General features: G+C 46.5%; 11 protein-coding genes. 3 read left to right on the plus strand and 8 right to left on the minus strand.

Annotated elements, in window-relative coordinates:
• Positions 1–42: 42 nt before the first annotated feature.
• Positions 43–1,227 carry a multidrug efflux MFS transporter gene (locus tag AB3Y96_RS09285; RefSeq protein ID WP_072307404.1) on the minus strand — a complete coding sequence of 395 codons (1,185 nt, stop codon included), beginning with the start codon at positions 1,225–1,227 and terminating at the stop codon, positions 43–45.
• A gap of 275 nt (positions 1,228–1,502) precedes the next feature.
• Here AB3Y96_RS09285 and AB3Y96_RS09290 point away from each other — a divergent pair, with 275 nt between their 5' ends.
• Together AB3Y96_RS09290 and AB3Y96_RS09295 are read left to right on the plus strand one after the other, a co-directional pair.
• Positions 1,503–2,075 carry a hydrolase gene (locus AB3Y96_RS09290; RefSeq protein WP_072307405.1) on the plus strand — a complete coding sequence of 191 codons (573 nt, stop codon included), beginning with the start codon at positions 1,503–1,505 and terminating at the stop codon, positions 2,073–2,075.
• Between the two features lie 73 nt (positions 2,076–2,148).
• Entirely contained in the window at positions 2,149–2,853 is a 705-nt protein-coding gene (locus AB3Y96_RS09295) for a DUF2461 domain-containing protein (RefSeq protein ID WP_367299032.1), read from the plus strand.
• A 7-nt stretch (positions 2,854–2,860) separates the two neighbouring features.
• Here the strand turns inward: AB3Y96_RS09295 and AB3Y96_RS09300 are convergent, their stop codons facing one another.
• From AB3Y96_RS09300 to ftsI, 3 genes are all read right to left on the minus strand, one after another.
• Positions 2,861–4,225: a GGDEF domain-containing protein gene (locus tag AB3Y96_RS09300; RefSeq protein ID WP_072307407.1), complete on the minus strand. Its 1,365-nt coding sequence runs from the start codon at positions 4,223–4,225 to the stop codon at positions 2,861–2,863.
• Positions 4,226–4,728: 503 nt separating this feature from the next.
• Positions 4,729–6,336 carry a phosphoethanolamine transferase gene (locus AB3Y96_RS09305; protein WP_367299033.1) on the minus strand — a complete coding sequence of 536 codons (1,608 nt, stop codon included), beginning with the start codon at positions 6,334–6,336 and terminating at the stop codon, positions 4,729–4,731.
• Between the two features lie 363 nt (positions 6,337–6,699).
• Positions 6,700–8,472 (minus strand): peptidoglycan glycosyltransferase FtsI, encoded by a 1,773-nt coding sequence (ftsI, locus tag AB3Y96_RS09310; protein ID WP_367299034.1) that lies wholly within the window; start codon positions 8,470–8,472, stop codon positions 6,700–6,702.
• Positions 8,473–8,845: 373 nt separating this feature from the next.
• Here ftsI and AB3Y96_RS09315 point away from each other — a divergent pair, with 373 nt between their 5' ends.
• Entirely contained in the window at positions 8,846–9,349 is a 504-nt protein-coding gene (locus AB3Y96_RS09315; RefSeq protein ID WP_367299035.1) for a DUF2501 domain-containing protein, read from the plus strand.
• Between the two features lie 56 nt (positions 9,350–9,405).
• Here the strand turns inward: AB3Y96_RS09315 and AB3Y96_RS09320 are convergent, their stop codons facing one another.
• The 4 genes from AB3Y96_RS09320 to AB3Y96_RS09335 all read right to left on the minus strand — a co-directional run bounded on the left by AB3Y96_RS09320 (position 9,406) and on the right by AB3Y96_RS09335 (position 11,538).
• Positions 9,406–10,311, minus strand: coding sequence for an alpha/beta hydrolase (locus AB3Y96_RS09320; RefSeq protein WP_367299036.1), 906 nt, complete (start codon positions 10,309–10,311; stop codon positions 9,406–9,408).
• 85 nt (positions 10,312–10,396) lie between these two features.
• Positions 10,397–10,669, minus strand: a complete 273-nt coding sequence (locus AB3Y96_RS09325; protein ID WP_072307412.1) for a GNAT family N-acetyltransferase — start codon at positions 10,667–10,669, stop codon at positions 10,397–10,399.
• 10 nt (positions 10,670–10,679) lie between these two features.
• Positions 10,680–10,910 carry a (4Fe-4S)-binding protein gene (locus AB3Y96_RS09330; protein WP_072307413.1) on the minus strand — a complete coding sequence of 77 codons (231 nt, stop codon included), beginning with the start codon at positions 10,908–10,910 and terminating at the stop codon, positions 10,680–10,682.
• A gap of 208 nt (positions 10,911–11,118) precedes the next feature.
• Positions 11,119–11,538: a universal stress protein gene (locus AB3Y96_RS09335; protein ID WP_046457814.1), complete on the minus strand. Its 420-nt coding sequence runs from the start codon at positions 11,536–11,538 to the stop codon at positions 11,119–11,121.
• Between the last annotated feature and the right edge of the window lie 898 nt (positions 11,539–12,436).

A 12,436-nucleotide genomic window follows, 5' to 3' on the forward strand; every position in this document is an offset into this window, starting at 1 on the left:
GCAACATGGCGTTGTGTTGCCGTAATGCGGAATCGTCAGTCCTCAACGTATTTTTTTGAACGCATGACGAATTTGCAGCATGTTGATCAGCACCAGCACGGCGGTAAAGACAAAGACCCAGCGGAAGCCCAGCACCGCAGAAACGCTGGAGCCAAGCATTGGGCCGATCACGTTGCCTAAGTACATGAACGACTGGTTATAGCCGAAAATACGCCCCGTCACGCGATCGCTTGAGTATTTCAGCAACAAAGTTTGCACCGCCGGCATCAAGGCTCCATCGGCAAAGCCCAGCATAAAGCGCAGCATCCCCAGCTGTAGCGGCGATCTCACCCAGGCCATCATGGCAAAGAGCACCACGGTGAATCCCAGCGCAAAGATCAAAATACGGCCGGTACCGATTCTGTCGCCCAACCCGCCTAATCGCGGTGCAGATATCAGCGCCGCAATGCCGGGAACCGCGGCAATCATTCCGCTGACAAAGGCGATATTATTGGTGTCTGCGGCGAGTTGGCGGATGAATAACGTCAGAATAGGACTGATCGAGGCATTCGCTAATTGGATCATCAGCGTGGTGACAAACAGAGCGATGATGAGCGTTGGATAGGGCAGAGAGCGAAAAACCTCTTTCCCGCTGAGCTGATCTTCTTTACGAACCACCACACGGCGTTCTTTGATTAAGAACAGCGTCACCAAAAAGCTCACGAACATCATGGTCGCGGTGGAGAAAAATACCGTGCGTAACCCCAGATGGTCGGCCATCAGGCCACCTAATAGAGGGCCGGCGATCACGCCGCAGATTTGTCCGGTCGACAGTGTGCCTAGCGCCCAACCGCTTTTTTCCCGAGGCACCTGAGAGGCCACCAGCGCCATCGCATTGGGTATATAGCCAGAGGTCAGCCCCATTAGCGCACGCAGCGCAAACAGCTGCCATACGTTGGTCGCCAAGCCTTGCAATGCGATCACCACGCCCATGCCCAATGAGGCGCGTAGCAGCATCAGTTTGCGCCCCTTGCGGTCGGCTAAACTTCCCCATAGCGGAGCGACCAGTGCCGATACCATAAAGGTGGCGCTAAATACTAAACCTGACCACAGGCTCAGCGATTCGTGATTGTGAACCCCAAGCTGTTCAACGTACAGCGGCAGGAAGGGTAAGATTTGGCTCATGGCTAAGCCAGTAAAAAAGCAGCCAAACCACACCGAGATGAGGTTTATTTTCCAAGATTCCATGACGTCTCAATATGCGGGGGAGAAGGCTAAATGAAAAGATTGTCGATGTAATAATATCACTGGTAATGACGTGCCTGTTACACAAAAAAAGTAAAAAGAAATGACGTTTTATTTTCAATTCATTGAATCAACGAGTTTTTATCACATTTACTAACACTTTCTCGCTGCGTGGGAGGTTTTATTTACACCTTGAGTATCGCCTAACGCCTAAACTAGTGCCGTACTTAAGGTCAAATTTAGCGTGATAATTTATTCAAAGAATAACGGGAGTTTATATGCTGACATTGAATGCCGCTGAAACCGCGCTGGTGCTTATCGATCTTCAAGAAGGGATTTTGCCTTTTGCTGGCGGCCCTCATTCAGCCAGTGACGTAGTGGCCCGCTCGGCGCGGCTGGCGGAACGTTTCCGTGAACTAAATGCGCCGGTGATTTTGGTGCGCGTTGGTTGGAATGAGTCATTTGACGAAGCGCTTAAACAGCCGGTTGATGCACCATCGCCAGCCCATGCGCTGCCGGAGAATTGGTGGAACTTCCCTGAAGCGCTTAATGCGCAGCCGGAAGACATTGAGGTGATAAAGCATCAGTGGGGCGCATTTTACGGCACCGATTTGGATCTCCAACTGCGCCGCCGTGGCATCCGCAATATTGTCTTAGCGGGGATTTCCACCAATATTGGCGTAGAATCTACCGCGAGAAATGCTTGGGAACATGGTTATGCTTTGGTGATAGCCGAAGACGCCTGTAGCGCTTTTGACGATATCCAACACCAACACAGCTTTAAGTATATTTTCCCGCGTATTGCACGGGTATCTGACAGCGAAAAAATCATTGCAGCCATGAAGCCTTAATTCTATAACGGCTGTTATTGAGAGCCATTTCCACAGGCGAGATGCCTGTGGAAAGATAAGCAGGGAATAGGGTGTGAAAGAGACAAAATTCAACGGTTTTACCCAACAGGGATTAAATTTTTTACAGCAGGTACGTATCGAGAATAGTAAGGATTGGTTTGAAGAACACCGTCCGATTTATGATCAACATGTTCTGACACCGTTCCGCGCTTTAGTCGATGAACTCGCGCAGCCCATGCTAAAAATCGATCCACTGTTTGAAACGCGTCCAGCGATTGGCAAAACGCTTTCTCGTATTCATCGCGATACCCGTTTTTCACATGATAAATCGCGCTACCGCAGCCGGATGTGGCTGACGTTTAAACGCCATTCCAAAGAATGGACCGATGCACCGGTGTTTTTCTTCGAAATCAGCCCCGACATGCTGCGCTATGGGCTGGGCTATTACTCGGCGTCGAAGGGAACTATGGATCGTTTTCGTCATTTGGCGCTGCGCCAACCCGCAGAGTTTGCCGCGGCTCGAGCCTGTTGCAAAGCGCCCTTTGAGCTGGTGGGCGATATGTACAAGCGCCCACTCATAAAAGACCAAGCCCCTGAAATTGCTGACTGGTACAACCGCAAAACGTTTGCGGTGATGGCAACAGATCATCACGTTGAGCAGCTCTTCACGCCTGAACTGGCCACCATGCTGGCAAAAAAACTGACGAAGTTAGCACCGTTGTATCAGTTTTTGATGAAGGTAGAGGCACTAAAACAGGTTCCTCTCGAGGATCTATAATTGCGGGTTAGAGTTGTTCGCTCATTTGCTGAGTGAATTCGCCTTCGCTAATTGTTTTAGACTGATTGCGCCCTTGCTTTTTGGCTAGATAAAGCATTTTATCGGCAAGGTTCATGGTGCCGCTGATGTCGAGGGCGGTTTGGCTGGGATCAACCAAGACCGCGCCAATGCTCATGCTGACGTAGTGATCCCCCTCTGGGTTTCCAACATGGGGGATCTTTAATTCTGCAATGGCCAAACGTACGCGTTCACAAAGCTGTGCTAACTGCTGCTTGTCCGTTGACGGAATAAACATTGCAAACTCTTCGCCACCCATGCGTGCCACCAGATTTCCATCAAGATTGCCTGACAGATCCAGCGCGTGGCCTATTTTCGCTAAACAACGGTCACCGGCTAAATGCCCGTAGCGATCGTTATATTTTTTGAATTTATCCACATCTAACATGATCAGACCAATGTGCTGGCCGGAGGCTCTATTTTCTTCCCAAAGCGCAGGTGTATTTTGCGCAAAGTAACGGCGGTTATGTAACCCAGTCAGATCGTCGGTAATGGATTGACGATAATGGCGACGATTATTCTCATCAATCAGCTTGTAGTCGTCCATCATGCGCAGCAACACAATCATCAACATAGCCAGTTTTAATAGCATGATCATGATCTTCCACGTATACCAACCGACGGTATAGCGGGCTTGCCACGATAGGCTAAAGGCGTCATCCAGAACCAGTAGGAACAATGTGAAAAGAAAACACTGTTCGATAAGCCCTTTGTTTTTTAATTTAAACCACAAAAAGATCAGACAAAGAAAATTCACCAAACCAGAGATATAAATTAATCCCGATCTAATCGTGAGTTCACAGTGAAAGTGATTACACTTCTCTGTGAGCAGTGGAATAAAATGAGAGACTAATGGCCCAATGAACGAGGCGACGAGACAACCTAATAATACAAACACCACCGTGCGCCTGAGGCTGAGTGATTTGGGTAAAGAAATCAGAATCGCAGCGCAAATTGAGGCGCTCATTTCTAACAAGAACCATAACCAAACCGAGTTGCTATCATAATCAAACGTAGCACCCACGGCTAAGGCTGTTGGATAATCCGCAATAATGAAGGCTGCTAATATTGCAGATGCTAAATATGCACCGCCGATTGCGTAGGTTTGTCGATTATTGAAAGCCCGAGAGTGACTAAATGCAATGGTGGTAATAATGATATCGCACAGCACACAAACGGCTAAAAAAACCGGCATAAAGTAAAAATTCACAGGCGCACTTTCACTGCGATAGCTACCAGCGAAAATAAACACCGCCAGAGTGAAAAAAATGAGAAGCGGTGTATGAAGTCGCTTAGGGGCTAACTTCAAAAACATATCCATTACTCCATCAGTGCAATGTGTTTACAATATATCAATGCTTAATGACTTTATTTTAACATTGTAATTTTAAGTGAGCGTCTTGCTCTTGGTTTTGTACTCGCCCTAATTATTAGGCACCCAGAGATTTAATAAATAAATCATATGAAACAATATCTTAATTTTTTTGATGAGAGAAGTTTGCTGGGCTAAGAACGCTATTCTCGGCGCTAGTTTAGCTTATCTGAAGAGGTGTAAGAAATAATTCTCAATAGGAATTTTCTGAGCTGAATTTGATGAAACTGTAAAAATAACGCTACATTAAGTGCCGCCAGCGTGACGTAAATATTATAAATAATCTGAGCTAATATAGTTATTCGCTTAGACAGAAGGGGGAGAAATATCTCTCTGCTCAGTGGGAAATAACTATAATGAGTGAGTATTAGTGACAAATAAGATGATATAAAAAAGCCCTACAGCGTAATTAACAATGTAGGGCTTATTAAATTCAATCAGATGAATTATTTATGCATGGTTGCCGGTGTTGCTTTAGGCGTAAAAGGATCGTTGCCCAAAGAACTATAAGGCACCTGCTTTAAGGCAAAATTCATTACCGTTGGCGAAGGGCGTTTTTGGTTGGAAATAAACTGATATTTAGCCGCAATTTCTTGGCTTTTAATTCCCGTCCATTCCGAGAACAGCAGCAAAAAATCTTCGGCTGAGCGGCGTGCTTTTATCGCCCGATGACGCGTGTCATCTGAAGATAGCATCATTAACGGCACCTGATAGTTTTGCTGGTATTTATCATCATGAGACAGAAACTCGTTGCTGGTGCCTTTCTCATGGAATGCTAAGCCATGATCGGAGAAATAGATCATCGAGAAGTTTTGTCCGCTGCTCTTTAGCTGGTTATAAAGCTGGCTGAGAAAGCTGTCCGTTTGCGTAATGCTGTAGAGATAGCATGAGGTCTCTTTTGAGTGCACGAAAGTCTCATAGCGGTCACCGGTACGATCGCAGGCCTTCGGATGTGAACCGATCAGGTGATATACCACCAGTTTTGGCCCCTCGGTAGTTGCCTGTAAAGCATCATCGGTAAAGCGAAGCAGATCGAAGTCAGACGTGGCTTTACCATCTTCAAAATCACCTTTCTTCAAGAAACGCACATCGTCTGCGCGCTTGGCAACGCTGGCTACCACGGTGTCATAGCGGCCAATCTGCCCCTGATTGGAAAACCAATAGGTGTGAAACCCCGCTGATTTGGCCAACGTAATAATGCTGTTTTGGTACTCAGGTTTTCCGTCACGAACCAGATTCAGCGTTTGGCCGAGTGATTTTTGCGTAGAAGGTGCTGCTGAAAGATAGTCGTTAAAGAATACGCCGGGCACTTGGCTTGCGAACGGCGTGTTGGCCCACTTGCCGCCAAAACTGCCGTGCGCGTCACGGCGGGCACTTTCGCCAATCACCAGCACATATACCTGACGATTTGCTTTCACGCTATCTACGTGCCAGGTCGCCGGTACAGAGGATAACTCTTTCATGCGAGCCATTTCGGCTTCGACTTCTTTTTTCCCATGTGATACGTCTTCAACAAAGCGTACTACCGGATAGCCAGTATCACTGAGTTTAAATTCGCCACCGGCTCTCAGGTTTGTCACCGGCGCGAGCAGCAATGCCCCTACGGAAGCAAATAAGAACAATGATTTAGCCATTGTCCAACGGCGTATTTGCGGCGTTTTTCTGCGCAAGATGAAGATACCGAGGATCATAATAAAGACGGCAATCAGATAGTCCCAATAGGGGAAAATCTGCATCATCTCACCGGCTTCCTCTGGGTTCGTTGAGTAAAGCGAAAGGATCGAGTTAAAGTTTGGCGGACCGAAAACGCGGCCAAACGGATAGTAAAATGCGGCGGTTAAGGTACAGACAAACAGCACCGCTTTTTGCAGACGTGGTAAGTAGCTGCCGAGCAGCAGGAAGAAACAGCCGAGGCCAACGGCGTAAATAACGCTAAATTCGTAGCCGAGGCCCAGATTAATCAGCGCTGCGAGCACAAAATAGAGCAGGGTATAAGGACTCAGTAATTCACGAGCCTTATTTTTTGGCTCAAAAGGATTTGATGTAAAGTTCATTTTTATTATCTGAAAGGGTGCAGAGCACCAAAGTTAACCGCGGGATACATCTCCACTCGCATGTTGACGGTCACTGTCATCATTGTCTCTGGTGTGTCATGGGGGAGTTTCCATTTTACTTTTTGCGCTATGCCTAATCTCATGGGGCAAAGCTGCAAGAAGATATGCCGAGCGGGCGCGAATAGCAACAGAAACTGCGGGTTCTTAGTGTGATTTAGGAAGCAAATTTTCTAGTACAGAGAATTGCAGAAATTTAGTCGGTGTTTACAGCGAAAAGTTTGAGAGCTCAGAGGGTTAACAGAACAAAAAACCATACTCACCGGATGATACCAACGCGGTTGATATCATCCGGGATGCGTAGTTTTAGGCACCTTTGTGAACGATGTTGCTGCTTTGTATGTTATGTGTCAGCGTTTGGTTGTTTAAATTGATGGATTGCTGATCAGTTAAGGCGTCAGGAGGAATATTCATGTGGCGCAAAACGTCGCCCATGATCTGACCGAACACCGGACCGGCTACCGAGCCACCGAAGTGTTTACCCGCATTTGGATGGTTGACCATCACCACCAACGCAACGCGAGGATCGCTAGCGGGTGCCACACCTGCGGTGTAGTTGACGTAGCCGCCGTCGTATTTACCGGTGTCGCCCATCTTCTCGGCAGTACCGGTTTTGATGGCAAGACGGTATCCAGGCACGGCAGCAGTCACGCCGCTACCACCGGGTAGGGCATCACTTTCCATCATATGAACCACGGTACGCACGGTTTTTTCATCCATGACCCGCGTCCCTAATACCGGCGGCGTGACTTTAGTGATAGATACCGGACGGAAAACGCCGAAAGAGCCAATGGTGGCATATTCACGCGCCATCTGGAGCGGTGTGACGCGTAGACCATAGCCAAATGAGAAGGTCGCACGTTCAATGTCTGACCAGCGTTCGCGGTGTAGCGGGAAATAGCCGCTGCTTTCACCGCCGATGCCTAGACCGGTGGAAACCCCCAAGCCGAAGCTATGATAAAGATTAACGAGCACGTCAGACGGCATCGCCAGCGCAATATGTGACACGCCAATGTCGCTCGATTTTTGCAAAATGCCGGTAATGGTTAAGCGTGACCAGTGGCCGACGTCTTTAATCAAGTGCCCGTTGACGGGATAAGGCGTTGTGTCGATAACCGAATCAGGGCGGATCAAATGACGCTCTAAGCCCGCCATGACCACCAGCGGTTTTACCGTTGAGCCCGGCTCGAAGCTGTCAGAAATCGCCACGTTGCGCATATCTTTCTGCGGAACGCCCTGATAGTTATTTGGGTTGTAGGAGGGATAGCTCGCCATCCCCAAAATTTCACCAGTGTTAACGTCCACCAGTACCGCTGCGCCGGAATCGGCTTTATTGAGCAACACACCTTCACGCAGGTGGGAATAAAGCGCGTACTGTAAATAGCGATCGATGCTCAAACTGAGCGTGGGTGCCTGCTGTGCAGGATCGTCTTCCATCAGGCTCACTACGTTGCCGTAGCGATCTTTGCGGTACACACGGTGCCCTGGTTTACCTTGCAACAGGTTATTGAACCCGCTTTCGATACCATCCAAACCCTGTTGATCCATACCGACGATACCAATCAGGTTAGAGGCGGCGTCGCTCATTGGATAATAACGGCTAGAATCGGCTGGGGTAGAAATACCGTAGATGTGCAGTTTATTCACATATTCAGCGATATTTGACTCAACTTGACGGCCAAGATAAAGAAAATGGCGATGGGCATTTTCTAATATCTTCTCTTTAATATCTCTTTCAGGGATAGAAAGGGCCGTGCTGAGATAAGGCCACTGTGTGCTCGTTAAGTTAGGATCGCGCTCCAATATATGGATAGGGTCAGCAATGATATCGTTTGATGCCACGCTAACGGCCAGCGGCTGGCCTTCACGGTCGGTTATTGTGCCACGCAACGGCTGAGTAATGAGCGAGCGCAACGAACGCTGATCGGCTTCTTTTTCCAACAGGGGATGGTTCATCAACTGTAGATAGCCCACTCTGCCAAGTAGCAGAACAAGAAAAACGACGATACCAATACAGATGAGAACAAATCGTCCTTGAAAATAATTGCCACGTGAATTCGATGGGCTTTTTTTGCGCATAGTTGTGCCAGTAAAAAAATAATAAAAGCGGGATGCTGGAATGCGCTAACTATAAAAGAGACAGGATGGAAAGGCAGGAAAATGAAACATTTATTCGCACTTCAATTATCATTGAAATAAATGAAACAATTAAAAATATTATGATTAAAAATACCTCACCCTGTGGCAAAGCCGCATGAGGCCTGAACACAACGCCCTTCGTCGAGACGGCCAGAAAATAAATAAGATGGGTGATGAGAATTGTCTGGTGCATTGTACTGATAATGAACCATAGATACAGATTATTCTTTAATGGGTGGATTATATTAAACAAATATTGATCTCTCTAATAGGCAACCCTATTATCCGTCTCACTAAGAGAATGAGGTTAAATATGAACCAAAAATTAAAACAACTGAGCCGTGCCGCGCTGATTTTAGCTGGTGTTATGGGTATGAACGCAGCTCATGCAGATCTCATGGGCTCACTGAAAAGCGCAAGCGAACAGCTTTCGTCTACCAGTTCCAATACTTCAACTAGCGCAAGCAGCCCTTCGTTGCTGGGCGGTGCGTTGGGTTCATTGATGGGAGGAAACTCTCAGGCACTACAATCTACCAGCAGTGCAAACATTGGTGGTGTGCTGAGCTACTGCGTAAAGAACAACGTGCTGGCGGCTGGTAACCAAAAGATCGAATCTGTTAAAGACTCGTTGTTGAATAAATTGGGCACTCAAACAGAGAGCCAGTCTTACCAGAATGGTTTGAACGGTATTTTGGATCTGCAGGGTAAAGATGATGTTAATCTGAACAACTTAGGCTCTATGACGACCGACATGAAGGCAAAAATTAAGACCAAAGTGTGCGGCATGGTATTGGATCAGGCGAAAAAAATCGTTTAATAACCGTAAATGATCCCCGTTTTAAAGGGAGTCGGCATAAGTTGCCACTCCCTTTTTTATTGCAGCCGATTGCGGCAGAAATCGCCAATTTCGGCAATTGCCAAGCGTGACTCTTTCATGCGAGGTACCAGATATTGCCAAACATGCCACATCCCCTGCCAGCGAGAGAAGCGTATGTCAGCCCCGGCGATTTCAGCTTTTTGGGCGAAACGCTCGGCATCGCTATATAAAATCTCCTCACTTCCAACCTGAATCAATAGCGGCGGCAGCGATTTCAAATCTCCAAATAGTGGAGAAACACTCGGATCGGTTAGCGATGCAACACCGCTGTAGGCTTTTACACAGCGCTCGGCTTGATGGAGATGATGCGCAAAAAAAGGATCGCGCGTCAGACGTGTTTTCACGGACTCTCCGCTCATCGAAAGGTCGACCCAAGGGCTCAACACCGCAATGCCTACTGGGAGTGGAAGCGCTGAATCTGATTTTATTCGCAGCGTTAGCGCCAAGGCTAATCCACCACCGGCGGAATCACCCATCACGAAAATGCGTTTGGGATTAATTTCAGGCTGATTCAGCAGCCAGCGGTAAACGGTTTCTGCATCATTGAGTGCGGCCGGATAGGGCGATTCTGGCGCTAAGCGATAATCGACCAGCAATAATGGAATTTTGGCGGCATCGGCGATAAATGATGCCATCGCTCTGTGGCTGGAACATGAGCCCATGTGATAGGCGCCACCGTGTAAATAGAGGATAGCAGCATCAGCGTGAGCATTGGTTGGGGTAAGCCATTCAGCATAAATGCCGGATGGCTCAACGCTTTTAAGATGCGTCCCCTGAGCGAGAGGGAGACGCTCCCCTAACTCATCCATTTGTTTGCGCATGGTAGCCACGTCATCTAGATCGGCCTGAGCAAAATGACGCTTAATGGCATACTTAAACAGATGGCTTTTAAAACTACGCATGTGAATTCCTTTTCTGTCTTGAACATCCGAGTTCGGCCAAATGAAAGCGGTTCAAGACTTATGATTATGCCAATGAGAAAAACAATCAGGCACGGATATCTTGATATTCTGGCGTGGTGTCAAATTCATGCTTGGCGAACGGGCATAGCGGAATAATTTTGCGATTTTCTTTACGCATTTTCTCAACCACTTTGGCGACTAACCGTTTACCAACGCCTTGACCCTTCAAACTTTCATCTACGTCTGTGTGATCGATAATAGCCAGATGTTCACCGGTTGGGACAAAAACCACCTCGGCGATCAGGTTACCTTGTGCATCATTCACATAAAAATTGTTGGTACCTTCAAGAATTTCCACCGTAAGCTCCCTATTTTTGACGATACTTCAGTGCGCCGCTGGGGCAGGTATTGATAACGCTAATCGCAGTTTTGGCATCGACGTTATCAGGAACAATCCAAGGCTGGCGGTTCAGTTTGAATAGGCTGCTATTTCCTCTTACACAGTTGCCAGAATGCTGGCAAATGCTGAGGTTAAAATAGACGTCAATTTCTTTGCCGTGATACAGGCGGTAACCCGCATCTTGTAGCTCTTGATCCATGGGTGTTCTCCTACGACATTGCAGTAAGCAGACTGAGCCGATCTGCATTTTTATTGTTTGTAGCCGGTATGGACTGTAGCCGGTATTGTTAGTAGCCAGTATTGTTAGTAGCCCGATCAAGATTAGCCAAAAATGCCCCTCACGGCATTAACGTCATCGCCTTGCTGATGGATAAGTATCCAAACGAGGCAGAAATTAGGAATTGCCCTTAAAGCGGGACGATTAAAACATCGGTGTGGGTTTTGTCGATAATGTGGGTTGCCGAGTTTAAAATGCGCTTTAGGAAGCCTTCGCAGTGGTTACCACAAATCACCAAATCAACCGGGCTTTCACTACACGCATAAATCACGCCATCAGCTAATTCCCCATTGCAAACGATAGTGCGGCTAATGGGGTAGTCAGCCTGTGAACGCAGCTGCTCTAAAAACAGGTTGGCCTCTTCGTGAATAAGCTCTCGCAAAGAGCCCAGCATCGACCCAGCAAAACTAGAACAAAGGTCGGCCTCATTGCACAAGGTCAGTAGTGTAATTTCGCCCTGATAGGGGCGAACGATTGCGATAGCTTTTTCAACGAGTTTAATGCTGTCCGGTGCCTGTGCAACGGCAACGAGAACTCTCCTGTAGCTCATACCTGCCTCCATTCCCTATGACAATATAACCATGATAAAGAATAGACCACAGATAAGCTGTGGGGAAAATCACAACCAGTTTTACACCATGAGAAAAAAGCACTTATGTCTAATCAAATTCCTGCCGGATGTTATCGCGGATACGTAGGTCATAAAGCAGATGGGTTAATGTATTGATGAGCCAGCTATGTATTTCCACTAACTCTTTATGGGTATTCTGGTTGGATGATATTGCGGTAAAGCGTCAGGGATTTCGTATTTATAAATAAAAATAGATTACGTTATTACATATAAATATTGAGTCTATAGGTATTAAGAAGGGAACGGGGCGGCTTAATGAAACATAAATTTAAAGGTATTATGTTGGTTTTAGTCTGCAATGAAACCGATTACACCGTGACGTATTTCACATTATTTACGCTTATCCAACATTCAACAAAAGATAGTTTAAAATTATAAAATGTTGTTTCGTTTTAACATTAGAATTACTCGTAGAAACCTGTACTAGCAGCAACATAATTTACATGGGTTATTTATAGAAAACATACTTTCAACAAGGATGTAGGACTAAATATCTACAAAAGCTATATAAGTAGCGTTTTAAGCTTTTAATTTAAGATTTAAGGTTTTTTTACTCGAAATACCTGCTTTTTTTATGTGTTTTTTGTATGTGATGTGTTTGAGATTCAAGCGCTTAGCTCTCGTGTTAGGAAGTCGTAATCTTTGACGCATTAATGAACTATTAAATCATTCGTAATATTTATTTACTGATTTTATGTGATCCATGTCACGTTTTTCTTAAATTAACCTGAGGCGCTCGTTGTATATATCTCTTAAACGGGGGTAGAGTTGCCACGAATCAGGAATATTCTTATTTGATTGTAAAATTCCTAAGTAT

Source organism: Hafnia alvei, assembly GCF_964063325.1.
GTDB classification, from domain to species: Bacteria; Pseudomonadota; Gammaproteobacteria; order Enterobacterales; family Enterobacteriaceae; genus Hafnia; species Hafnia alvei_B.

Excerpts from the sequence above, each read along its gene's own strand:
- AB3Y96_RS09330 (WP_072307413.1), bottom strand. The coding sequence starts at position 10,910 with ATGGATCAAGAGCTACAAGATGCGGGTTACCGCCTGTATCACGGCAAA.
- AB3Y96_RS09305 (WP_367299033.1), bottom strand. The coding sequence starts at position 6,336 with ATGAACTTTACATCAAATCCTTTTGAGCCAAAAAATAAGGCTCGTGAA.
- AB3Y96_RS09290 (WP_072307405.1), top strand. The coding sequence starts at position 1,503 with ATGCTGACATTGAATGCCGCTGAAACCGCGCTGGTGCTTATCGATCTT.
- AB3Y96_RS09335 (WP_046457814.1), bottom strand. The coding sequence starts at position 11,538 with ATGAGCTACAGGAGAGTTCTCGTTGCCGTTGCACAGGCACCGGACAGC.
- AB3Y96_RS09320 (WP_367299036.1), bottom strand. The coding sequence starts at position 10,311 with ATGCGTAGTTTTAAAAGCCATCTGTTTAAGTATGCCATTAAGCGTCAT.
- AB3Y96_RS09285 (WP_072307404.1), bottom strand. The coding sequence starts at position 1,227 with ATGGAATCTTGGAAAATAAACCTCATCTCGGTGTGGTTTGGCTGCTTT.
- ftsI (WP_367299034.1), bottom strand. The coding sequence starts at position 8,472 with ATGCGCAAAAAAAGCCCATCGAATTCACGTGGCAATTATTTTCAAGGA.
- AB3Y96_RS09300 (WP_072307407.1), bottom strand. The coding sequence starts at position 4,225 with ATGTTTTTGAAGTTAGCCCCTAAGCGACTTCATACACCGCTTCTCATT.
- AB3Y96_RS09315 (WP_367299035.1), top strand. The coding sequence starts at position 8,846 with ATGAACCAAAAATTAAAACAACTGAGCCGTGCCGCGCTGATTTTAGCT.